Source organism: Pseudovibrio sp. Ad26 (assembly GCF_001623285.1).
GTDB classification, from domain to species: domain Bacteria; phylum Pseudomonadota; class Alphaproteobacteria; order Rhizobiales; family Stappiaceae; genus Pseudovibrio; species Pseudovibrio ascidiaceicola.
In genome coordinates this window covers 266,119-289,182 of record NZ_LMCE01000095.1, presented here as the reverse complement: position 1 = coordinate 289,182, position 23,064 = coordinate 266,119, and the positions used below count along the sequence as shown (strand labels likewise).

The 23,064-nt window shown below is 52.5% G+C and carries 22 protein-coding genes and 1 riboswitch; of the genes, 13 read left to right on the top strand and 9 right to left on the bottom strand.

Annotation, left to right across the window (positions count from 1 at the left end; genetic code table 11):
* Positions 1-45 precede the first annotated feature (45 nt).
* The gene (locus PsAD26_RS22660; protein WP_063300934.1) at positions 46-282 is read right to left on the bottom strand and encodes an Lrp/AsnC ligand binding domain-containing protein; all 237 of its coding nucleotides are present in this window, start codon (positions 280-282) and stop codon (positions 46-48) included.
* 210 nt (positions 283-492) lie between these two features.
* Positions 493-601: riboswitch (TPP riboswitch) on the top strand.
* A 41-nt stretch (positions 602-642) separates the two neighbouring features.
* On the opposite strand from PsAD26_RS22660, the gene PsAD26_RS22655 reads away from it, so the two are divergent.
* From PsAD26_RS22655 to PsAD26_RS22640, 4 genes are all read left to right on the top strand, one after another.
* On the top strand, positions 643-1,398 hold the full coding sequence (locus tag PsAD26_RS22655; RefSeq protein WP_063312220.1) for a hydroxyethylthiazole kinase: 756 nt from the start codon (positions 643-645) through the stop codon (positions 1,396-1,398).
* Entirely contained in the window at positions 1,398-2,201 is an 804-nt protein-coding gene (gene thiD / locus PsAD26_RS22650; RefSeq protein WP_063312219.1) for a bifunctional hydroxymethylpyrimidine kinase/phosphomethylpyrimidine kinase, read from the top strand. The genes PsAD26_RS22655 and thiD overlap by 1 nt, the downstream gene beginning before the upstream one ends.
* Before the next feature lie 13 nt (positions 2,202-2,214).
* Positions 2,215-3,318 carry a TRAP transporter substrate-binding protein gene (locus PsAD26_RS22645; RefSeq protein ID WP_063312250.1) on the top strand — a complete coding sequence of 368 codons (1,104 nt, stop codon included), beginning with the start codon at positions 2,215-2,217 and terminating at the stop codon, positions 3,316-3,318.
* A 293-nt stretch (positions 3,319-3,611) separates the two neighbouring features.
* Complete coding sequence (locus tag PsAD26_RS22640; protein ID WP_063312218.1) at positions 3,612-4,880, top strand: OmpP1/FadL family transporter; 1,269 nt, start codon at positions 3,612-3,614, stop codon at positions 4,878-4,880.
* Positions 4,881-4,943: 63 nt separating this feature from the next.
* Here PsAD26_RS22640 and PsAD26_RS22635 read toward each other — a convergent pair whose 3' ends face one another.
* A complete protein-coding gene (locus PsAD26_RS22635; protein ID WP_063312217.1) occupies positions 4,944-5,723 on the bottom strand; it encodes an SDR family oxidoreductase in 780 nt (259 codons plus the stop codon).
* Between the two features lie 266 nt (positions 5,724-5,989).
* On the opposite strand from PsAD26_RS22635, the gene PsAD26_RS22630 reads away from it, so the two are divergent.
* The 3 genes from PsAD26_RS22630 (at position 5,990) to PsAD26_RS22620 (ending at position 8,983) form a co-directional block, all read left to right on the top strand.
* Entirely contained in the window at positions 5,990-6,796 is an 807-nt protein-coding gene (locus PsAD26_RS22630) for a UDP-2,3-diacylglucosamine diphosphatase (RefSeq protein ID WP_244278302.1), read from the top strand.
* On the top strand, positions 6,793-7,872 hold the full coding sequence (locus PsAD26_RS22625) for a glycosyltransferase family 1 protein (protein ID WP_063312215.1): 1,080 nt from the start codon (positions 6,793-6,795) through the stop codon (positions 7,870-7,872). The genes PsAD26_RS22630 and PsAD26_RS22625 overlap by 4 nt, the downstream gene beginning before the upstream one ends.
* Positions 7,873-7,963: 91 nt before the next feature.
* A complete protein-coding gene (locus PsAD26_RS22620; protein WP_063300929.1) occupies positions 7,964-8,983 on the top strand; it encodes a threonine/serine dehydratase in 1,020 nt (339 codons plus the stop codon).
* A gap of 64 nt (positions 8,984-9,047) precedes the next feature.
* Here PsAD26_RS22620 and PsAD26_RS22615 read toward each other — a convergent pair whose 3' ends face one another.
* Positions 9,048-10,157 carry a protein phosphatase CheZ gene (locus tag PsAD26_RS22615; protein ID WP_208985816.1) on the bottom strand — a complete coding sequence of 370 codons (1,110 nt, stop codon included), beginning with the start codon at positions 10,155-10,157 and terminating at the stop codon, positions 9,048-9,050.
* A gap of 172 nt (positions 10,158-10,329) precedes the next feature.
* Between PsAD26_RS22615 and PsAD26_RS22605 the strand changes: the two genes are divergently transcribed.
* Complete coding sequence (locus tag PsAD26_RS22605) at positions 10,330-11,508, top strand: MFS transporter (RefSeq protein WP_208985815.1); 1,179 nt, start codon at positions 10,330-10,332, stop codon at positions 11,506-11,508.
* A 47-nt stretch (positions 11,509-11,555) separates the two neighbouring features.
* On the opposite strand, the gene dgcA is transcribed toward PsAD26_RS22605, so the two are convergent.
* Together dgcA and dgcN are read right to left on the bottom strand one after the other, a co-directional pair.
* Positions 11,556-12,539, bottom strand: coding sequence for an N-acetyl-D-Glu racemase DgcA (gene dgcA, locus PsAD26_RS22600; RefSeq protein ID WP_063312211.1), 984 nt, complete (start codon positions 12,537-12,539; stop codon positions 11,556-11,558).
* Positions 12,536-13,549 (bottom strand): N-acetyltransferase DgcN, encoded by a 1,014-nt coding sequence (gene dgcN, locus PsAD26_RS22595; protein WP_063312210.1) that lies wholly within the window; start codon positions 13,547-13,549, stop codon positions 12,536-12,538. Before dgcN ends, dgcA begins: the two co-directional genes overlap by 4 nt.
* Positions 13,550-13,657: 108 nt before the next feature.
* Here dgcN and PsAD26_RS22590 point away from each other — a divergent pair, with 108 nt between their 5' ends.
* From PsAD26_RS22590 to PsAD26_RS22575, 4 genes are read left to right on the top strand one after another with little or no spacing between them, the layout of a single operon-like run.
* On the top strand, positions 13,658-14,806 hold the full coding sequence (locus PsAD26_RS22590; protein ID WP_063312209.1) for an ABC transporter permease: 1,149 nt from the start codon (positions 13,658-13,660) through the stop codon (positions 14,804-14,806).
* A 5-nt stretch (positions 14,807-14,811) separates the two neighbouring features.
* Positions 14,812-15,627 carry an ABC transporter ATP-binding protein gene (locus PsAD26_RS22585; RefSeq protein WP_063312208.1) on the top strand — a complete coding sequence of 272 codons (816 nt, stop codon included), beginning with the start codon at positions 14,812-14,814 and terminating at the stop codon, positions 15,625-15,627.
* A 9-nt stretch (positions 15,628-15,636) separates the two neighbouring features.
* Positions 15,637-17,574 carry an MlaD family protein gene (locus PsAD26_RS22580; RefSeq protein ID WP_063312207.1) on the top strand — a complete coding sequence of 646 codons (1,938 nt, stop codon included), beginning with the start codon at positions 15,637-15,639 and terminating at the stop codon, positions 17,572-17,574.
* A gap of 10 nt (positions 17,575-17,584) precedes the next feature.
* Positions 17,585-18,376: an ABC-type transport auxiliary lipoprotein family protein gene (locus PsAD26_RS22575; protein WP_208981987.1), complete on the top strand. Its 792-nt coding sequence runs from the start codon at positions 17,585-17,587 to the stop codon at positions 18,374-18,376.
* Positions 18,377-18,395: 19 nt separating this feature from the next.
* Here PsAD26_RS22575 and PsAD26_RS22570 read toward each other — a convergent pair whose 3' ends face one another.
* The 3 genes from PsAD26_RS22570 to PsAD26_RS22560 all read right to left on the bottom strand — a co-directional run bounded on the left by PsAD26_RS22570 (position 18,396) and on the right by PsAD26_RS22560 (position 20,892).
* Positions 18,396-18,704, bottom strand: a complete 309-nt coding sequence (locus tag PsAD26_RS22570) for a cupin domain-containing protein (RefSeq protein ID WP_063312205.1) — start codon at positions 18,702-18,704, stop codon at positions 18,396-18,398.
* A gap of 92 nt (positions 18,705-18,796) precedes the next feature.
* Positions 18,797-19,738 (bottom strand): 3-hydroxyacyl-CoA dehydrogenase NAD-binding domain-containing protein, encoded by a 942-nt coding sequence (locus PsAD26_RS22565; RefSeq protein WP_063312204.1) that lies wholly within the window; start codon positions 19,736-19,738, stop codon positions 18,797-18,799.
* Between the two features lie 269 nt (positions 19,739-20,007).
* Entirely contained in the window at positions 20,008-20,892 is an 885-nt protein-coding gene (locus PsAD26_RS22560; protein ID WP_063312203.1) for a LysR family transcriptional regulator ArgP, read from the bottom strand.
* Between the two features lie 100 nt (positions 20,893-20,992).
* Here PsAD26_RS22560 and PsAD26_RS22555 point away from each other — a divergent pair, with 100 nt between their 5' ends.
* On the top strand, positions 20,993-21,598 hold the full coding sequence (locus PsAD26_RS22555) for a LysE/ArgO family amino acid transporter (RefSeq protein WP_063312202.1): 606 nt from the start codon (positions 20,993-20,995) through the stop codon (positions 21,596-21,598).
* Positions 21,599-21,673: 75 nt separating this feature from the next.
* Here PsAD26_RS22555 and PsAD26_RS22550 read toward each other — a convergent pair whose 3' ends face one another.
* Positions 21,674-22,978, bottom strand: coding sequence for a cyclopropane-fatty-acyl-phospholipid synthase family protein (locus tag PsAD26_RS22550; RefSeq protein WP_063312201.1), 1,305 nt, complete (start codon positions 22,976-22,978; stop codon positions 21,674-21,676).
* Positions 22,979-23,064 lie beyond the last annotated feature (86 nt).

The following is a 23,064-nucleotide window of genomic DNA, read 5'->3' as shown; positions in this document are numbered from 1 at the left end:
AGAGATTGTGCAGGCGGGCTGGTGTCCCGCCTGTTTTCGTAGGTATCAGAACGCTTTGAAGGTGATGATGGTTCTGGTGTCCTGGATGCCATCGAAGACCTGAACCTTGTCAGCAACGAAGTGGCCGATGTCGTCGTCATCGTTGACGTAGAACTTGGCCAGCAGGTCGAAATCCCCGGAGGTGGAGTAGATTTCGGAGGCAACTTCTGCGTCCGCAATTGCATTGGCAACCTGATAGGTTTTTCCGAGCTGGCATTTGATCTGTACAAAGAACGGAATCATTAATCTGCTATCCTTCTGTCCCGTAAGACTGATTTGTCTTTCAGGGCTGCGCTCAAAATTGAGTTTGCGTTGTTTTGTGAGCATTTTGCGTTGAAGCTGCGTTTTTTTGCAAGCTTTTGCGTTTTTTAAGCGAAATTTACCCCCAGTTGCCTTTTGTCGCTGCCTCTCGTTTCCGCTTGCAGTTCGCTCTCTTGTTTGCTAGCAAAAAATTCTAACCAATGGGGGTGCTCGGCAGTGACTGACGGGCTGAGAGGCGGAAGGCCAACTCCTAGAACCTGATCCGGATTGTGCCGGCGGAGGGAATTGGGATGAGTACCAAGGTAATCGTTCCCGCCGTAATCGATAGGGAAGCGAAAACAAATGTCCTACACAGCTGAAAATCTTTGGCAGGTTTTTGAGAGCGTGCGCGAGCGTGGTGTGCGAGTTCATTGCCTGACGAACTCTGTTGCTCAGAGCATCACGGCGAATGTGATGCTGGCTTGTAATATTGTGCCGTCAATGACGTCTGCTCATGATGAAATTCCTGCATTTACTGAGAGTGTTGACGGATTGCTCCTCAATCTTGGTACGCTGGATGGTAAGCGACGACATGGTATCCGGCTGGGGCTTGAAGGGGCGGCCAAGAAATCTATGCCCGTGGTGTTGGACCCGGTTAAAGTAGATCGCTCAGACATTCGCATGGAGTTTGCCAAGGACATTTTGAAAGAGAACGTTTCAATCCTCAAAGCCAATATGGGTGAGAGCGCTGGGCTTGGTGGAGCTGTCACCGAGAACACGCTGGTTGTGCGCACTGGTATTGAGGACGCTGTGTTTGGCCGTGAGACAACCTACACCGTGGGCAATGGGCATGCTTATATGGACAAGGTGACTGGCATTGGCTGTGCGCTGGGCGGTGTGCTGGCTGGTTTTGCCGCTGTTGAGCCGGATAAGGAACTTGCCGTGCTTGCTGCGCTTGCTGTCTATGGTGTATGCGGCGAGATTGCCGCAGAGCAGGCGAACGGGCCGGGAAGCTTCACTCCAGCTTTCATAGATACCCTTTATAGCTTGAAGGCTGACCAGTTCAACGAGCGTCTCAAGCTCGAAACAATGAATAATAAAGGTGGGGTATTGGCCTAATGAGTGCGATTGCAGTCACAATTGCAGGGTCGGATTCCGGTGGTGGTGCCGGAATTCAAGCAGACCTGAAGGCCTTTTCGGCTCGCGGTGTCTATGGGGCCAGTGTCATCACTGCACTGACGGCCCAAAACACCAAAGGTGTGACAGGTATTCATGATGTGCCGCCAGCATTTGTGGCGGAGCAGATGGATGCTGTTTTTTCTGATCTGAAGGTGGATGCCGTGAAAATCGGCATGCTTTCACAGCCAGAGATTATCGATGTTATTGCCACAAAGCTGGCGGAATATGATGTTAAGTGCGTCGTCCTTGATCCGGTGATGGTGGCAACTTCCGGAGATGTTTTGCTGCAAAACTCCGCTGTTTCTGTGTTGAAGCAGAAGTTGTTTCCAATTGCGGCGTTGATTACGCCAAACATGCAGGAAGCGGCCTTTTTGCTTGGGCAGCCGATGGCTGGATCTCGTGAAGACATGCACAGACAAGCGTTACTGCTGCTGGATTTGGGTGCAAATGGGGTTCTGCTGAAAGGCGGGCATGGATCTGATGAAACCTGTGACGACCTCTTCCTCTCCGGTGATGTGGAGCGGTGGTATACAGCTCCACGATATGAAACGAAGAATACGCATGGGACGGGCTGCACCTTGTCCTCTGCGATTGCAGCGGAGCTTGCCAAAGGGCTAGCGCTGCAAGATGCTATTGGTGAAGCAAAAGAGTATATTAGTCAGGCGATCAAAGCTGCGGATACGCTTGATATAGGCGAGGGACATGGGCCTGTGCATCATTTCCATGAATTCTGGTCTGAGTAATAAGGCGGAGATAATGACCAAGAACAAAGAAAACAATCTGACCCGCCGTCAGGCGCTTGGGCTTACAGCCGGAGCGGTTGCTGGAAGCGTTGCACTTGCTGCGCCAGCACTGGCTCAGGATGCTGATCCGGTCATCGAATGGCGTATGGTGACCAGCTGGCCGAAGAACCTGCCAGGCCCTGGAATGTCTGCGCAACGCATTTGTGATCGCATCAACATTATGAGCAATGGCCGGATGCGTGTTCGCCTGTTTGCTGCTGGTGAGCTGGTTCCGGCTTTTGAGGTGTTTGACGCTGTTTCAAGCGGTACTGCACAGATGGGCCATTCAGCTGCCATGTACTGGGCTGGCAAGATGCCCGGATCAGTGTTCTTTACGACAATTCCGTTCGGCCTTTTGCCTCAGGAACACACTGCATGGGTGGATCAGCTTGGTGGTCAGGAGCTCTGGGATGATCTTTACGCGCCATTTGGTGTGAAGCCGTTTATGGGGGGCAACACTGGCCCAACCATGGCTGGCTGGTATCGTGATCCTGTTGAGACGCTGGATGACCTGAAAGGCCGGAAGCTCCGTATCGCTGGCCTTGGTGGTGAGATCTTGCGTAAGCTTGGTGTTACTCCGGTCAATATTCCAGCCTCCGAGATTTTCACCAGTCTGCAAACGCGTGTGGTTGATGGTGTCGAGTTCCTTGGTCCATGGAGCGACAGTGCGCTGGGCTTTCAGAAGCTGATCAAATACTACTACGGTCCGGGCTTCAATAAGCCGAATGGCACGGGTGAGGCTATCGTGAACGCTGTTGCGCTGGAGGGGCTGTCTCCAGAACTACAGGTGGTGGTTGAAGAGGCTTGCCGCGTGGAAGCTGATCTTGCACTGTCTGAAGCAAATGCGCAGAACGCTGCCAGCCTGAAAGTACTGCAGGAAGAGCATGGTGTTGAAGTGCGTGAGTTCCCGGAAGAGGTGTTGACTGCCCTGAAGGAAACCAGTGCTGAGGTGCTGGATGTTTACACCCAGAAAGACAAGAGGGCTCGTAAGATTTATGAGAGTTACATAGAAGCGCAGAAGCTTCTGGCGGGGTGGAGCGCTCTTTCATTGGGCAAAAACATCTCTGCAAGAGGTTAGTCGGCAGATCAAATCGTGTTTGAAGGGCCCTCCATATGGAGGGCCTTTTGTTATGCGGAAGTTTTGTCACAGAAAATGTTTCAGTGTACCTGCCTGAAATGCGAATAACCAAGTGATTGTGAGCCCGCTAGGTATTGTTGTTTTGTGAAGTTAGCTCCCTTTACCCTTAAATATGCCAGTGCAATTAGTTTGTAACATTTTCCATTCTAGTGAAGAGAGCCGAATCAATAAGTAACTCGTAGTTTGATCATGGCACTGCTTGATTGTTTTCTTGAGAACAGAAAGTACCGTGCATGTCCAGATATCTACCCATTACGATCGCTAGTCTTTCTTCTTTGCTGATTGCGTCTGATGCTTTTGCCGGTGCTTTTGCTGTTCGTGAGCAATCGGCGTGGTATCAGGGACTTTCCTTTGCGGGAAATGCGACTATCTCAAAAAGCCTTTCCAGTATGTATTGGAATCCGGCGACCATGACTGGTCATGACGGTGTGCAGGCGGAAACCTCGCAGACCATCGTGTTTCCACGTGCAACGATTGATCTGGATACGGCGACGATTGATGCACTGGGTATTCCTGTAACGGGGGTGCCATATTCCTCCGGTGATATTGGAGTGGATGCCTGGGTGCCTGCGGGATACGGGACCTGGAAGATCAATGACCGTTTGTCTCTCGGGGTCAGTTCCAGCGCTCCATATGGATTTGAAACCAAGCCTCAAAATGAATGGGCGGGGCAGGTTTATGCGCGGTCCTCTCGAGTGCTTTCCGTGAACATTACACCAATGGCTGCTTATGAGGTGACGGAGAAGTTTTCACTCGGAGTTGGGGTGCAGCTTCAGTATCTGCAGGTTCGGTTGAAATCGGCAACAGGGGTGCCGCCGATTGCAGCGACCTCTCCAACGGCGGAACTGCGCGGTGAGGATTATAACCTCGGGTTTGGCGCAACGGTTGGAGCGCTCTTTAAACCATGGGAAGGCACCCAACTGGGTATTGGGTATCGTTCTCCTATTGAACAGAACCTGAGGGGCCGACTGGTTGTCGGTGGCAATGAGCCAATACCCATCCGTGCAAACATCATTTTGCCGGAAACCGTGACAGTTTCCTTCCAGCAACAGCTGAATGAGCGCTGGCGTGGGATGGGGACGTTTGAGTGGACACACTGGTCACGGTTTGGAACGTTCCCTGTTTTCAACTTGCAAAACCAAGTGGTTTCCGAACTGCCGTTCCAATACAATGACGGCTACTTTATTTCATTGGGCACAGAGTACGATTTCACTCAGAACATCACTGGTCGGTTTGGGTTGGCTTATGAGTGGTCTCCAATTGACGAAGCGAACCGGACACCGCGACTGCCTGATTCAAACCGGTTCTGGCTGAGTGCCGGGGTGAGTTATTTCTACGAGGACTGGCTGGAAGTTGATTTTGGCTACTCGCATATTTTCCCAGAAAGCTCAAACATCAACATCAATCCGGACCACCCGTTCTATGAAGGCATTACCATTCAAGGGCCGGTCAATGACACCAATGTTGACATCATCAGCTTTGGTGCGCGTTTGAAGTTCTAAGGCTTTGCCGATGTCAGTTTGATTTGCCTCCCGGCAGTGTGACTGCGGGGAGGCTTTTCGTTTTTAAAAGGCGCTTGGGTAGAGACCGCCGTCGAGCAAGAGGTTCTGGCCTGTCATGTAGCCAGCATGGGCTGAACACATGAATGCGCAAGCTTTACCGAACTCTTCTGGATCGCCGAGGCGCTTTGCAGGGATCTCTTCTGAAGATAGCTGTTTGGCTTCTTCTATGGAGATGCCTGTTTGCTCAGCCTGACGCTCAAACCCACCTTTGAGGCGGTCGGTGTCGAATTTTCCGGGCAGTACATTGTTGATGGTGACGTTGTGCTGCGCGTACTGACGGCAAACGCCAGCGAGGAATGCGGTGAGACCAGCGCGGGCGCCGCTGGACAGATCCAGACCTTCAATGGGCATCTTCACGGACATGGAAGTGATGTTGACGATGCGACCGAACTTGCGCTCTGCCATGCCATCAATAACCGCTTTGATCAGCTCAATCGGGGTGATCATGTTCTGGATGACACCATCCTGAATGGATTGGCGGTCCAGCTCCTTGAAATCGCGGCGAGGTGGACCGCCGTTGTTGTTGACGAGGATATCCGGATTTGGGCAGGCGTTGAGCACAGCTTGCTGGCCTTCTGGTGAGGAGATATCTGCTGCCACGGGAATGACTGAGATGCTGTGTTGTGCTGCCAGTTCGCTCGCGATTTGGCCGAGTAGTTTCTCGTTGCGTCCGTTGATTACAAGATCGCATCCAGCTTCTGCCAGTGCTTTTGCTGTTCCCAAACCCAGCCCACGGCTGGATGCGCAGACGATGGCTTTGCGTCCCTCAATACCCAAGTGCATTTCAACATCCTAATGAATCGGTGAATTGTGAAGGGCAGCCTACATTCTCAGAAAGGTTTGAGCCAGTCAGGATCAAGCTTAGCAAGCAAATAGAATATTCACTTGAATTGCAGGCACTTGATTTTATCTCCCCTAATAAACAGGGAGTAATGTTTCTTGAGGTTCAAGCAAGAAACTGACAGGTTTGAGTATATGTATCTTGTCATATTTGTTTCTTGTGAATCAATTTAAAGGAAAGAAGGTTTTCTTATTCCGGAGGCTTTGTGGTGACCGGGGATTCTACTAGCAAGAAGTACAGAAGCTTGTTTTTATCTGATGTGCATCTGGGCACACGCGGATGTGAGGCGGATCTCTTACTGGACTTTCTGAAGCAAAACGATGCCGACACGGTTTATCTTGTCGGGGATATTATTGATGGCTGGCGGCTAAAACGGTCGTGGTACTGGCCTCAACTGCATAATGATGTGGTGCAGAAGCTTTTGCGCAAAGGGCGCAAGGGCGCGCGGATTGTTTACATTCCCGGCAATCATGATGAGTTCTTGCGGGACTTCTTCGGCATTCACTTTGGGGGGGTGGAAGTTGTTGACCAGTTCATTCATGAGGGAGCCAATGGCAAGAAGTACCTTGTCATTCACGGCGACCAGTTTGATGTGGTGGTACGCCATGCAAAGTGGTTGGCCTTCTTTGGCGACTGGGCTTATGTGAGTGCTCTCAATCTCAATACAGTGCTGAATTATTGCCGTCGCAAGCTGGGGCTGACCTATTGGAGCCTTTCAGCATGGGCGAAGCTGAAGGTGAAGAACGCCGTCAATTTCATTGGTAAGTTTGAAGAGACGCTGGTTTCCGAAGCACAGCGGCAGAAGGTGGATGGGGTGATCTGTGGTCATATCCACCATGCGGCTGATCATGAAACCAGCGGCATCCATTACATCAACACTGGTGATTGGGTGGAGAGTTGCACCGCTGTTGCCGAGAACTTTGATGGTACGTTTGAGCTTATTCATTGGGGAGATGGCAAGCGGGTCGAGAATGAACCATCGGATGAGAGTTCTGACGGACAGGTGGCCGCATGAGCTCGATCCTGATCGTCACCGATGCGTGGAAGCCCCAGATCAATGGTGTTGTGCGGACATTGGAGCGGCTTGCTGTTGAGCTGCGCTCCATGGGGATTCGGGTTGAGTTCCTGACGCCGCAATCGTTCCATAGCATCCCCATGCCATCTTACGGTGAGATCCGGCTGAGCCTGACGCTGCCGCATATCGTGCGTGGGTTTATTGAGAAGTACGACTGTGATCATCTGCACATCGCGACCGAGGGGCCGTTGGGTCTTATGGCGCGGCAGGTGGCGAAGCGGGATGGGCGTGTCTTCACCACCAGCTATCACACTCGCTTTCCTGAGTATCTACAGGCGCGTTATCCGGTGCCGCTGTCCTTCAGCTATTCCTGGCTGCGCCGTTTTCACAACAGCGGACAAGGGTGCATGGTTGCGACGAGCACTTTGGAAGCGGACTTGCGTATGCGTGGGTTTGAGAACCTGCTGCGATGGTCTCGCGGGGTGGATCATCAGCGGTTCCGGCCAATGCAGACCAGTTTGCTGGATCACTTGCCAGGACCCCGGTTCTTGTATGTGGGACGTGTGGCGGTTGAGAAGAACATCGAGGCATTCTTGCAGCTTAACTTGCCGGGGACCAAGGTGGTCGTTGGTGGTGGTCCGCAGATGGAGGAGCTTAAGGTTGCTTATCCGGAGGTGTTGTTTACCGGACCTGTCGTTGGTGATGAACTGATTGAATATTATGCAAACTCGGATGTGTTTGTGTTTCCGAGCCTGACTGACACTTTTGGCAATGTGCTGCTGGAAGCAATTGCTTGCGGAACGCCTGTGGCGGCCTTTCCTGTGATGGGGCCGATTGATGTGATTGGGAACAGTGGGGCAGGCGTGCTGAAGAATGATCTGCAGGTCGCAGCACTAGAAGCACTGGAGGTTTCGCGGGATCACTGCCGGGATGTTGCTCTGCGATTTACGTGGCGGGCGAGTGCCGAGCAGTTTCTGGCCAATGCTGAACATGCCTATGACCCTGCATTTACTGCAGGATTCCGGCAGGACCTGTATGCGGGCAAAGGCTCTGTTGGAAATCACCTGAATGGTTGAGTGGATCTCCTTGAGCTGTGATCAGAATATCTGAAACCCTCGTAGATTTGCGTGCTATACAGGGCGGCATATTGCTGTTGCCGAGGTTCTTATGGTTTTAGATGTTTCCAGTCCAGTCGAACTCACTTTTTCCGAAATTGAAAAAGCAAGAACAAGGTTACAAGGCTATGCCAGCCTGACACCGCTTCTGAACTTTCCGGTGTTGGATGAGCAGGTGAATGGCCGTGTGTTTATTAAAGCCGAAAACCTGCAGCGCACCGGGTCTTTCAAGTTTCGAGGTGCATTCAATCGACTTTCCCTGATCCCTCAGGAGCAGCGGCCCGCTGGTGTGGTTGCGTGTTCTTCCGGCAACCATGCGCAGGGCGTTGCAGCTGCTGCGAAGATCCTTGGTTTCCCGGCGGTGATTGTGATGCCTGAGGATGCGCCGCAGCTGAAGATCCAGCGGACGAAGGCGCTGGGGGCGGAGGTTGTGCTTTACGATCGTGAGAGCGAGGACCGTGAGGCGATTGCCCGTGGTCTTTGTGAGGAGCGCGGTGCGACGTTCATCCACCCTTACAATGACAGCGGTGTGATTGTGGGACAGGGCACGACCGGGCTTGAGATTGCAGAGCAATGTGAGGTTTTGGGTGTCACGCCTGATGTGTTGATCAGCTGTACAGGTGGCGGTGGTCTGACCAGCGGTATTGCGCTGGCGCTGGAAACGAGCCTGCCCGAGTGTCAGATTTACACGGCAGAGCCTGCTGGTTTTGATGATTATGCACGTTCACTTGAAGCTGGGACACGTGTTCGCAATGCTGCTCTGGGCGGTTCTGTTTGTGATGCCGTGCTGACTGAAATGCCGGGGGACAAAGGCTTTTCAGTATTGAGTAGGCGTCAGGCAAAAGGGCTGCGTGTCACAGATGACGAGGCGATGAAAGCGGTTGCCTTTGCTTATTTTGAGCTGAAGCTGGTTGTTGAACCGGGCGCAGCTGTCGCTTTGGCTTCTGTTTTGTCCGGCACGATTGACCTTGCCGGGAAGACGGCAGTGATCACGATCTCCGGCGGAAATGTGGATCCTGCCATCTTTGAGAGAGCACTGAAGCAGTACTCTGCAGAGAAAGCACCTGCATAAGAAAAAAGCCGTTTGCGCTGAAAAGGAGGCAAACGGCTTTCGAATTTCTGGTTTTAGGTCTCAATTACGAGAAGAGTGCGAGGCGCTCTCCTGTTGAGAGGTGATGGAGCGGGTCGGAATTGCTGCCTCTTGGGGAGGTGAGCGGAGGCGACTGCCCCTCGATCTCGATCGGCGCGTCGTCCTGCTCTGTCGCGGTGTCCGTCTCAACTGGCGTATCGTCGTTGGTGACGATGAGGTCGTCGTCCTCGATCAACGCGACCTGAGGCGTTTCGACAGCGTTCAGCTCTTCTTCCACATCATCAAGTTCAAAGACTTCAGCAAGTTCCTCGGCGGGCTCTTCTGCTGTGTCTTGTTCCTGCTGGACTGTTTCTGTTCGTGTTTCGGCTGCAAACTGAACGACGTTTTCGTTCAGCGCTTCTTCGGTCGAGGCAGGTGTTGCATCAAACATTGCATCGATGTCTGCCTGATCAACGCCTGCACCATCCATTTGAGGGCCGTTGAGCAAGTGGGCGTCCGGGCGCTTGTCTATATGACGATCATCTTCATCACGCGGCTCATCCAAATTGATTGCCGGGCGATCTTCATCAGCCAGGTTTACACCCCAGATGCGGATCATCTTGGAGATGCGGCCTTCAAGGTAATGAAGGGCCTTCACCACTTTGTTGATACGCTGCCCTGTCAGATCCTGGAAGGAGCATGCCATCAGAATTTCCATGGCCATTTCTTCAATGGCATCGCATGGGGCATCTTCTGCGCCGGACGCACGGAGCTTGTCCACCAGATCCTGAATAGCTTCGGAGGACTCCAGAATGACTTGTGTTGCACTTTCTGTGGATGTGACGATTGCATCTAACTCGTCAGAGGCAGCTGAAAAGCGATTATTGTCGGCGTTTTCCAGCTTGATCTTTGAGATTTCGTCCTTAGTTCGCTCGATTGCCTCATACATTTCATAGGTGTGCAGGCGATAAGTTTCCATCTCAGATGGCAGTTCGCGCTCAACCAATGTTTTTTCAAGTCGTCGCACAGCTTCCAGAAGGTCTGCTGTTTCGGCGGATCTGTTTAGTGTGAGGTGATCATGAAGGAAAGCGCGGCCTCTATCAGTCTCAGAGAGTGCGCTTTTGATGGCATCAAATTCCTCGGGGCTCAAAAGGACCTTTCGGTTGTTGCCAGCCATAAGTGGCTCCTTCATAACTAACTAAGATAATACTACAAGTTTATATAACAGATTCTACGGCTAATAATTGGTTTACATTGATTTGGATAGTCCCTATTAGCACAAGTGATAGGAGTATCCCTTCCCATCCACCTCCCCGGGTACTCTCCACCCCCATTTGTAGTGTTTTCCAATGACTATGCCCAGAAGAACTTCCTCATTAGGGAAAGCCAGTAACCTATTCTGGATTGCAACAGGCGTAAGTGGTTTGTTTGCAGCGTTTAATTTCGCAAACGCTTTCTTTCTTGCGTACTTTCCTCTTTTTCTAAAGGATATTAACTTCACCCCTGTGCAGATCGCATTTACGATAGCTTTGCCCAATATCGTGCGGATTTTTGCAACGCCGGTGATGACGAGCATTTCTGATCGTGCCGGACGCAGGCGTCACTCCATGGCACTTTTCAGTGTCATTGCTTTGATCTCGTTCTGGGCGCTGATCTACTCAAATGACTACTGGGTGGTCATCGGTCTGGTTATCTTCCTCTCTATTTTTTACACGCCCATCCAGCCTTTGCAGGATGCATATGCCTATGAAACCGTGAGCACACTCGGCCTGAATTACGGACCAATGCGGTCTTGGGGGTCTATTGCGTTTGTGGTGGCAACACTGATCGGCGGTTGGTATCTGACATTCGGAGAGCCTGCTGAACTGCTGTTTCTGACTGTTGGCAGCCTTGGTGTGTTGGCGCTTACCTCAGTTTTGTTGCCGGGGATGCCGTCCGAAAGCCGCAGCTCAAGCAAGGAAAGCGTTTGGGCTGCTGAAGAATTGCGTGATCCACAGTTCCTGCTTGTGGTGTTGTCTGGTGGTTTGCTGCTTGGCAGCTTCTCAGCGCTTTATGCCTTCGCCAGCATCTTCTGGCTTTCTGTGGGTATCAGCGATGCGATGGTCGGTGGATTGTGGGCGATCGGTACTCTGGCAGAGATTGGGATCTTTGTTTGGGGTTCCTTCTTCATGCGCCACCTGGGAGCCTGGGGATTGATGGTCACTGGCGGTGTTGCCAGCATCATCCGCTGGATGCTGTTCCCTTATGCAACGGAAACGTGGTCCGCTGTCTTGCTCCAGCTTTTGCATGCCGGTAGCTTTGGTATGGTATTTCTGGGCATGGTTGCCTATACGTCCAAACTGGTTTCAAGCAAGCGCCTTGGGACTGCTCAAGGCCTGACACAAACAGCCTTTGGTGTGGTGATGGGCGTGAGCGGTATTGCCAGCGGTTGGCTCTACGCGATTGAGCAAGCCTATGCCTTCTATCTGATGGCGGGGATCTGCTGTGTCGGTGTGCTGACGCTTATGCTGGTGACAAAGCGCGTTTAAAAAACAAGGCGGCCTCGATGTGAGAGCCGCCTTCTTTGTATCTGTTATTAGCCCCAGAGCTGCGGGGAAGGTGGGTGCATCAGGCTGCCCTCGAACCGGATCGCGTGGCCTCGGTCTTTGGCAAGCAACAAAGGGCCGTCCAGATCAACAAACTCTGCGTTTTGCGCCAGCAGCATGGCAGGCGCCATGGCGAGAGATGTGGCGAGCATGCAGCCGACCATGATGACGTAATCCATCTCTTCCGCCTTGCGCAGCAGCTTCAGGCCTTCAGTGAGACCGCCTGTCTTGTCGATCTTGATGTTGATGGCTGAATAGCGATTGCGGAGGCTCTCCAAGTCTGCAGAGGTGTGCAGGCTTTCATCTGCGCAGATCGGGATGAGGTGTTCCACTTCTGCCAGAATACCGTCTTTGCCCGCTGGCAAAGGCTGTTCCACCAGTCCAACACCTGCCTGCTGACAGGCTTTGATGTTGGCTTCCAGATTATCTTCTGACCAACCTTCGTTGGCATCGACGATTAGCTTGCTGTTTGGTGCAGCTTGTCTGACCGCAGCGATGCGTTCAACATCACCATCCCCTGCCAGTTTGACTTTGAGGAGAGGACGGCTTGCTGCTTTGGCGGCGTCTGTCGCCATCTTTTCCGGCGTGCCAACAGAGATGGTGTAGGCGGTTTCCAGAATGCGCTGGGACTTGATGCCTATGAGATCAGCCACGGAGGTGTTCTGGCGTTTGGCCCTGAGGTCCCACAGTGCGCAGTCCACAGCGTTGCGGGCTGCGCCTGCTGGCATGAGGCTTTGTAGCTCTTCAATGGACACACCAGCTTCAATAGCCCCACGCACAGCTTCGATTTGAGCGGTGACGCTCTCGACGCTTTCGCCGTACCGCGGATAAGGAACGCATTCGCCATGGCCAGTGTGACCGTCTTGCGTGAGTGTGGCGGTGAGAACGTTCACTTCCGTGCGGGAACCGCGGGCAATGGTAAAGCTTCCCGCAATTGGGAATGTTTCAGCTTCAATAGACAGGCGACAGGTCAAACCAGTTTAAACTCCGCGCAAATATGATCAATGATTGGATCGGTCCCGAAGCGGACAGGATCAGTTGCGGGCAGTTTATGCGCTTCCCCCAGCTCTTCAATCAGGTTTTTTGCATGATTCTCAGAAAGCATCATGGTGTTGATCGCTAAGCCGACACAGCGGATGTCCGGATTGGTGAGACGGCCCAGTTGTATTGTCAGGTCAATAACGTCCTGAATGGATGGAATGGGGGCCGAAACGCCGCGCATGGTGGAGCGGGTTGGCTCATGACACACGACAAACGCATCTGGCTGAGAGCCATGGAGCAGGCCGAGGGAGACACTGGCGAAGGAAGGGTGATGCAATGCGCCTTGACCTTCGATCACATCCCAGTGGTCGTCTTTAGTGGCTGGACTGATGTGCTCAGCAGCGCCGGAGATGAAATCTGAGACGACAGAGTCGATGGCAACACCGCGTTCAGCAATGAGGATGCCGGTCTGGCCGGTCGCGCAGAAATCTGAGCTGATATTGCGGTCTGCTAGGCCTTTTTGTAGAGCGAGTGCGCTGTATTTCTTGCCGACGGAACAGTCGGTGCCAACTGTCAGAAGGCGTTTGCCTGAGCGCTTGTCGCCTTTGCCTGTTGGAAAGGTGAGGTCTGTAAAGCGCAGGTCATGGAGTTTACGATTGTTTTTTGCAGCCGCTTCGGCGATGGCGGGAATGCTGCCAAGCTCGATATGCAGGCCTGCTGCGATGTCGAGGCCATGGTTGAGTGCATCGACGATGGTTTCAATCCAGTGATCAGGCAAGACGCCACCTGCATTGACGCAGCCGATGACCATGGTCTTTGCACCTGCCTCTGTGGCGTCGGTCAGACTCATCTCTGACAGGGTCGTGTGGGCTTTACAGCCCGGGAGTGTAATTTGCCCGAGACACCACTCTGGTCGCCAATCAAGTACGCCATGTGCAGTTTTTGCTGCCAGCTCGTCTTTTACGTCCCCAAGAAATAATAGATATGGCTTAGAAATAGACATAATTTTATCCGTTGTACTTGTGGCTGAATGAGGATTACTAGACGACACACTACAGAAAGCTGTATAGGATCAATAGGATTTTTGGATTATAGGGCGCAGGGTCCAGTGATGAAGCTGACTGATAAAATGGATGCGCCGGGCCTGGTAACTGCTGAAGACGGTGCGTTACTTTTGCTTACGGCTTCCGGCGCCTGGGGTATCCGGCAGGGTTCTACTTGCGAAAAACTCATCAATCAGACTGCGTCCAAACTGAGCCATTCCGTAATTTGCGTGGATTTAAAGGCGGTTAGTTTTCTTGATACGGCTGGTGCCTGGTTGCTGCAGCGGTTCCAGATGGAGCAAGCTGAGCAGGGGCGAGAGGTTAAGTTCATCTACGAGGATGAACGTTTTGACATCCTGCTGAAGGAAGTTGATCGGGAAGACGTCGACAATCCTGCCGAAGAACACTCTGGTAACTCTTTCGTCAATTATCTGGAGGCTGTGGGGGAGGCGACGCGCCAGTTGGGTCGTGATACGCGTGACGTTCTGGCAATGCTGGGTAGCCTGACCGCGATTATCACAGCGGCAGCGACGCATCCAAGCCGGCTACGGCCAATCTCCATTGGCGTTCAGTTTCAGCGCTCCTGCATGGGTGCGGTTCCGATTGTTTGCCTGATGAGCTTTCTGATTGGCGGAATTATTGCGCAGCAGGGCGGGTTTTATCTGAAGCAGTTTGGTGCTGAGATCTTTGTGGTGGACCTCTCCGGCATTCTGGTTTTGCGCGAAATTGGCGTTATTCTGACAGCCATTATGGTGGCTGGCCGGTCCGGTTCTGCTTACACGGCAGAGCTTGGGTCCATGAAGATGCAGGAAGAGATTGATGCGCTTCAGGTGACCGGCTTACGGGTAACCGAGGTGTTGATCCTGCCGCGTCTGGTGGCATTGATGATTGCGCTTCCGATCCTCGTGTTTCTGGCGAACATCGCGGCGTTGTTTGGGGCGGGGCTGACCTGTTGGTGGTATCTGGGCATTGTGCCACACTCCTTCATTGCACAACTACAGGCGGCTGTTACTGTCGACACATTGATGGTTGGCATTGTGAAAGCGCCGTTCATGGCCCTGATCATCGGACTTATCGCGTGTATGGAAGGTATGAAAGTTGAGGGCTCTTCTGAGTCGCTTGGGCGTCATACGACTGTTTCTGTTGTGAAAGCTATATTTATGGTCATCGTGGTGGATGGAGTTTTTGCTGTGTTCTTCGCGTCTATCGGGTTTTAACCAGTATGGGACTAGGACAATCAGGACCGGTGAATGGATTGGGCTCAGGTCATCGTGCGACTGATGATCGGGAGATTTTGCTTCGGGTGCGGGATGTTACCGTCGGCTTTGGAAACAAACTGGTTCTTGAGAACCTGAACATGGATGTTTACCGTGGTGAAGTGCTTGGTTTTGTTGGTGCCTCGGGCATGGGCAAGTCCGTGCTTATGCGGGCTGTGCTGGGGCTGACGCCGCGACGGTCCGGTTCCATTGAGGTGTTTGGGCAAGATTTCGATGAGGCAACAGATGCCATGCGCCGCGAGATTGAGCAGCGCTGGGGTGTGTTGTTCCAGCAGGGGGCTTTGTTTTCGTCTCTCACCGTGAAGCAGAATATTCAGGTGCCGATGCGTGAGCACCTGAAGCTCTCGCCGCGATTGCGGGATGAGCTGGCTTTGCTGAAGATTGAGATGGTTGGGCTGCCTCTGGATGCTGCAGACAAGCTGCCTTCTGAACTTTCCGGTGGCATGATCAAAAGGGCTGCGTTGGCCCGGTCCTTGTCGCTGGACCCTGACTTATTGTTCCTAGATGAGCCCACTTCCGGTCTTGATCCGATCGGAGCGGCTGATTTTGATGATCTTATTGTAAAACTGAAAGAAACTCTGGGGCTCACGGTTTACATGGTAACCCATGATCTGGATAGTCTGCATAGTATTTGTGATCGTATTGCCGTTTTGGGCGAACGCAGGGTTCTGGTTGAGGGAACCATTGAGGAAATGATGCAGGTGGAGCACCCTTGGGTTAAGTCCTATTTCCGCGGGGCACGTGCCCTCAAACGGGTGTGAGGAGGATGCATGGAAACCCGCGCAAATAACATCGCCATTGGTGCATTCGTTCTAACTGTTGTTGGCATTGCCTTTCTGTTTACGTTCTGGCTGTTGAGTGCGGGTGACCGCTCAAGCCGTCGTGACGTCAAAATCATTTTCCCCGGAGCTGTTACTGGTCTGCCGATTGGTGGTCAGGTGCTGTTTAATGGCATCAAGATCGGCGATGTGAGTGCGCTGACTTATGATCCTGAAAACCCCAAGCTTGTTGTTGCGATTGTGCGCGTTGATGCCAATGCTCCGCTGCGCCGTGACACTGTTGCATCTCTTGGGTTTACCGGACTGACAGGTGTGGCTTATGTGGATCTGTCCGGTGGATCCTCTGACAGTCCGGCGCTGTTCTCCAAAGCAGCTGATACTATTCCGGTCATGTATGCACGCAGGTCCCAGTTTGAGGATTTGCTGGAGGGTGCCAAAGACATCATGCGCAAGGCGGATTCCACACTGGCGCATATTGATGAGCTGGTGATGACTGCGCGGCCTGAAGTGGAAAAGACCATAAAGAACGTCGAGGTCTTTACTCAGGCACTGGCAAACAATGCCAAGGGCGTTGATGATTTTCTTGCTGGTGTGACGGAGACAAGTAAAGCGCTGACGGGGCTCTCGGGCCGGATTGGCAAACTGGTTGATCGCGGTGAAGACCTGCTGGCGAATGTCCCCCCGGACAAGCTGGGTGAGATCGTTACCAATGTTGAGGTCATGACCAAGAAACTGTCTGCCTCTGCAGATGGTGTTGGCGACATCATTGCCAATGGTAAGCTGGCCTCTGATCAGCTGGTAAACTTCACAACAGAGCTTTCCGATGAGCTTGATCAGATTGAAGCTGTAATTGGAGCTGTTAAGCCTGAGGAGGTTGCGCGTATCTTGAAAGGTGCGTCCGATCTTGGTGGTGTGCTGACTGAGCGTCGTGGTGATATCAATACCATGCTCTCCTCAGCCTCTGTTGTTGCGGAAAATGCGCGGGAGTTGACCCTTGAGCTGACCAAGAACAAGGATGCTATCGACCGTATCGTGACGAACGCTGAGACAGCATCCAATGAGATCGTGCTGACCACGAAGAATGCAAACCGTATCCTGAGCATGGTGAAATCTGAGCAAGTCAGAAACATCGTGTCATCGGTTGAAACGGTGACCAAAACGCTTTCTGACAAAGATCAGGTGATTGCAAAGGTTATTGATGATGCGGGCGCTGCCACAGCGAATATTCGTGAAGTGAGCAATACCATTGCCGGGCGTAATAAGGAGATCGACAGCGTGATTGTTTCTGCCCGTGAGGTTGGGACGAACCTGAGCGCTGCCTCTGATCAGTTGAGCGAGACGATGGACAATGCGAACTCTCTGATCTCGAATACCAACAGCATTGTGGAAGCCATCGACCCTGCAAAGGTCTCCAATATTGTTGCTTCCGCTGACAAGGTAGCGACTACTCTTGCTGAGAAGACACCAGACCTCGCCAAAGCGATTGATGAAATTCAGAATGCTGCGAAATCTGTCAATGACATGACGAGCGAGCTGAAGAAGAAGGTGCCGGACGTCGATAAAGTGATTGACCAGGCGAAGAGCATTGCGACAAACCTGAACGCTGCCTCCGTTCGTGTGAACACGATTTTGGAGAAAGTAGACGGCATGGTTTCAGCTGATGGGCAGGGCTTCATCAAGGAAGCGACTGAGGCTGCGGCTTCCATTCGCAAGGTTGCGGATGCGTTTGCCTTGCGGGCAGAGCCAATCTCTGCTGCCCTGTTGAAACTAAGCCAACAAGGCGGACAGGACTTTACTGCAGCAATGCAGCAGTTAAACCAGACACTTATTGAAATTCGGCGTGCTGTGAGCAATTTTGACCGTAACCCAAATCGCGTGATTTTCGGCGGATCGGACACACCTGTCTTTAATGGTGCGCAGCGGCGTTGAGTTTTTTAAAATGTTTGACAAAAATGTAGATAAGCGACTCGAAAACGTGCGAGTGGCTAATGGCAGTAGGCTGGAGCTCGGCGTGTTCGGTTCGACACTTAAAAAAATCGTTGTTGGTGCCGTTCTGCTGGGTGGTCTTGCAGGGTGTGGGGCAAGTGGCCCTGAAGCTTTGTATGGCTTGACTGCACCGCGCGATGTTCCTGTTAAAGTCCGTGCCTCTGATTATCAAATGCTTGTGGCGACACCTGTTGCTCTTCAGGCATTGGATACGAGCAATATTGCTGTGACACAGGGCGGTGGCCCAATTTACTCCTACTTCCCGAAAGTGGCATGGACAGACACACTGCCGCGCGTCTTTCAGGCGAAGCTCGTTGAGACGCTGGAGAACACCGGCAAGCTGCGTGGTGTTTCGCAACCGGGGCAGGGGTTGTTGATCGACTACCAACTGCAAACCACTTTGCGGGCTTTTGAGCTGCAGGTGGACGGTGGTGACAAAGCCTATGTGGAAGTGGCTGCCCGTATCGTGGATGACCGGGATGGCCGCTCCATCGGCATGCGTGTCTTTGCGGCGAGTGTGCCAACAACTGGCGATACTGTCACTGATGCAATTCCGGCACTTAATGCTGCCTCAGACAATGTGCTCGCCCAGATCACCAGCTGGTCTATCAATACTGTCGGTCGCATTCCCCGCGCAAAGGCCGCTGCCAAACGCGCCGCACTGAACAGCCAGCAGGACGCAGGTAAGCGGCAAGTGGCTGCTGCTGCACCGGCTGCGATCGAGGTCGCAGGGACGACGAAGTAGGCGGGTTCAAATCCGGTGTTTATCGACGCGCTTCAAGAAGTTCAATTTCGACGAATGCGCATTCGAAGTTGTTGGCGTTGATGACATCATGCTCTACGCCAATCTCTTTGAAGTATGGAACACCGTTTTGCATAGCGGCTTCCACTGTTTCCCCATTGCCTAAATTGATTTCCAGAGCACCATCAAAGAGCGGGACTACGATGTAGTCGTAGGCATGGTGATGCCAGCCCGTGTTGTCTCCGCGTTGTTTGAACCGCCATTCGGTGACTTTTACGCGGTCATTCTCGATCAGAACTGTCGGTTTTGCCGAGCCTGTTGATGAGCACATTGCACTCTCCTTTGTTGTGCATGTGCTCATGGTAGGGACGGGTTGGAAAAAAACATAGGACCAGCGCTTGATGGGCTGGATGTCAGCTTGGCTTAGGCTGGGCTTTTCTCTTTCTTGGTTTGCCCCGACAAGACATATTGCAGAACGAGATCATCTCGGCGCTTTGCCAGTTCCTGCATGGATGTGTTTTCCAATGAGGCTTTCACGCCATCTTCGAGTGTATCCACCACCTCTGGTGTGATCCTTGGGGAGCCAAGATCGTCCCACCAGCTTTGGAAAGGCCCGCCGAGGTGATCACAGAACGAACGGATACCGCCTTCACCGCCGCCCAAATGCAAGAGTGTGTTTGGACCCATAGCGGCCCAACGGAGGCCGGGGCCGTAAGCAGCGGCTTTGTCGATATCCTCGACGCTTGCGACACCTTCCATCGCAAGATGAATGGTCTCGCGCCAGATTGCTGCCTGTAGCCGGTTTGCAATGTGCCCGGGAACTTCTTTATTTAAGCGTACGCAGACTTTGCCGATGCTTTCGTAAAAGTCTTTTGCCGATTGGAGTACGCCAGCATCCGTTTTCTCGTTGTCCATCAGCTCCACCAATGGGATGAGATGTGGCGGATTGAACGGATGGGCCAAGATGAAACGGCCTGGGTTGTGAAATCCTGCCTGCATCTCAGAGAGCTTCAAGCCGGAGGTTGAACTGCCAATGATGACTTCTGGTTTCAGGTGTGGTTCGATCTGTTGGTAGAGCCCATGTTTAATCTCCAGCCGTTCAGGCACGCTCTCCTGAATGAAGTCCGCATCTGATACTGCTGCCACAGGGTCATTTGTAAATTGCAATTTTGAAGTGTCACCGGCATGTTGCCATCCAAGCGCAGCAAGCGTTTCTGTGGCATTTTTCACCAGAGTGGTCACCCGGTCTTCTGTCTCTGGTGAGGGATCATAAACCGTGACCTGCCGACCCGTGGCTGCAAACAGCGCTGCCCAACTCATTCCGATTGTTCCGGCCCCGAGAATTGCGATGTTTGGGTGGTTCATGTCAGCATTCCTTGCGTTGCCCGATGAGAAGGAGCTGCTCAGTTTGATGCGGTGGCGTGCCCGATACACTGGTGCAGGTAGGCAGAACTACTATGATGTTGATTTCTTGGTCAATTTAGCAATTTGTACCAAAGCGTATGTGCGTGCTCTGTAAAACTGGGACGCTTGTTATGGCTAAGTTCCAATAATAAAGGTTCGCCGCGTGAAGGAGGGGCGTCACTCAGGCATAGGTTATGTTTATGTGTAAGTCGGTCTACTCACATCTGACCTTAGTCAGCCAGTGCTGACCTTGCTGCATGGCGTATGGCTGTTGTGAGGGGCTGTATTGTGTGAGCTGTTGACCTGCTTGTATGCCAGAAGAGTTTTGTGTCGAATGGCGTGTCCGGGATCAGCTCAACCAGCTTCTCTTGCTCAATGAGTGGATCGACCAGAATGCTTGGGTTCATGCCCCAACCGATGTGATTGACTGTGGCGTCGATAAACGCCTGAGGGCTTGGGAGCCAATGGGTGTTTGGGAAAATGCTTTCACCAAAAACCGAGCGTAACCACTCTGTCTGCAGCGTGTCTTTGACGTTGTAAGTGAGTGCTGGGGAGAGCTTTAGTGCCTCAAGGGTTATGCCATCCGGAAACCATCGCTTTACGAATGCCGGGCTTGCGGTCGCACGGTAACGCAGAGCGCCCAATGGAAAGCAATCGCATCCGCGTATAGGAGTTGGTTCCGCACTGACAGCAGCCTGAACTTCCCCGCGTCGCAGCCAGTCTGCACTGTGGTTCTGATCGTCAATCTTCAGGTCGAACAGAAAGCCGTCAACCTGTGCGAGTGCATCTATGAACCACGTGGCAAGGCTGTCTGCGTTGACTGCTATCTGGAGGCTTGTCAGGTTGCTCGCCTCACTTGAAAAGCCAATTTCCTCTTTGACCTGTTTCTCCAGCAAAGCAACTTCGTTGGCATGGCGGAGCAGCACTTCTCCTTGAGTGGTGGCTACACATGGTGTGCCTCGTATTATGAGGACACAGCCAAGCTTCTCTTCAAGGGACTTCAGGCGCTGAGACACTGCGGATTGCGTGATGCCGAGATGCTGTGCGGCTCTCTCGAATGTGCCGGTTGTTAGGATTGATGCGAATGCGTCCAGCTGCGCGCGATCGAAGTTCATTAGAATCTCTAATGTAGGAGTAGATATTTGAATTTTACTAATGTTGGTGGCCGTTATAGTCAAGTTGGCAATGAGTTCCCATTCCCTCTTAGGAAGCGCAATGTCAGTGTTATCAGTCGCCTTTTCTGGCTTTTCACTTGGTCTTAGTTTGATCTTCGCAATTGGTTCGCAAAACGCTTTTGTGCTGAGGCAGGGTTTGCGAGGAGAGCATGTTTTCCTGACTTGCATCACATGCGCAGTCAGTGATGCTTTCTTGATTACGATTGGAATATCCAGTCTTGCCGCTATATCTGCAAGAATTCCGGAGTTAGAGCCATTTTTACGGTATGGCGGGGCGGCCTTCCTGACACTTTATGGTGCGCGCAGTGCTTTATCGGCGATCAAGGGAGGGGCGGTTCTCAGCCTCAATGAGGGTAAAGCGGCTGGTGTGGTTGGTACGCTTGCTGTCGTGTTGTCGCTTACGTTTTTGAACCCGCATGTTTATCTGGATACGGTGCTGCTCGTTGGTTCTGTTGCAAGTCGCCATGAAGGAGCTGAGTACATTTTTGGCATGGGGGCTGTTGTCGCGTCCTTCGTGTTCTTCTTCTCTCTGGGATATGGTGCCCGCTTGCTGCGACCAATATTTGCAAGTCCCATCTCATGGAGGGTTCTTGATGGCGTCATTGCCGTTGTCATGTGGGCCATCGCATTTGCTCTGGTGAGCTGATCGTCGCTATCGCAGCAAGAGGCCTGTGAGCCATGGAGTTTGAGATGATGATCAGTTCCTCCGATATCCTGATCGCTAACAGGTCTCATTCTCTCGTTTGTACAAGGAGGCTCGTGTCAGGGGCATTCCCGAGAAGCTTTTTGTTTTTCGGGTCGCGACTGTCTGGAAAATTTGTGCTGAGCCGCGCTCGAATGCCAGTGATACGCCTGCCAGATACAGCGCCCACATTCTGAAGGTTTCTTCTCCCACCAGTGCTATCGCCTCCTCTTTGCGTGCCACAAGCCGTGTTGCCCAGTGGGATGTGGTGTAAGCATAGTGTTCGCGCCAGCCTTCCACATCGTGCACTTCAAAGCCTGTAGCCTCAAGGTTGCGGAGGCTCATGCCAATGTGGTCCAATTCACCGCCGGGGAAGATGTAGCGGATCAGTGCTTTGTATTCTGCGGGCTTTTTCCTGAACTTCTTCTCTGTGCGTTTGCCTGGTCTTGTAATGGCATGGTGAAGGTAAATTCCGCGGGGCTCCAGCAGGCGCTTCACAGCCTGGAAGTATCCTTCGTGATTGGCGAGGCCGACATGTTCAAACATGCCGATGGACGAGATCTTTGTGAAAGTGCCGGTGAGTTTGGAGAAATCCTGCAGTTCGATTGAGACACGGTCTTCCAAGCCCCGTTCTGCTATGATTTTGCGGCCCAGCAGGACTTGCTGCTCAGAGAGAGTTACGCCCTTTGCTTTGACGCCGTAGTGCTCTGCTGCATGGCAAATGAGAGCACCCCAACCACACCCGATATCCAACAGGTGGTCTCCCGGTTCCAGTCGCAACTTTCGGCAGATCATATCCAGTTTGTCGCGCTGAGCCTGGTCCAGTGTGTTTTCGGCCTTCGTAAAGTAAGCGCAGGTGTAGAGCATTTGCTCATCAAGGAATAATGCGTAGAACTCATTTGAGACATCATAGTGATGCGCGATGTTACGTTTATTAGAGGTCTCACTGCCATCCCGGGCACCTTCCCCTTTTATGTCTGAGCTTGTCCGCTGTTTTGAGGGGGCGAAAAGGAAGGGGAGAGCAGCTTTTACGAGAAGACGACGGTTCAGTTTTTTGGCCAGCTTGCTGACCTTTCCAGCTGGCCGCAGTTCTGCCATTTCGAAGAGGTTGACCCCTTCGATATCGATCCGCTTTTGCACCCATGCATCGACGAGTGTCTCAATCTTAGGGCGGCGCATAAGGGCCGAGATCACACCGGGGTCATTGATTGCAATAATCGCGGTGGGCGGATTGGCGGGAACGTGTGTCCCATCCCACAACCGGAACCCGAACTTCAGCTGCATTGTTGAATGGATGTGTTCCAATGCGTTTTTTAAGGAATTTAGCCGCCACGTTGCCTGCATTGCTCTTATCCGCCTTTGCTCTTGTGAAGCACACCCTATCGCTAACTCAGAGGATCAAACATCCCCGAGTTGTAGGATGCGAATGA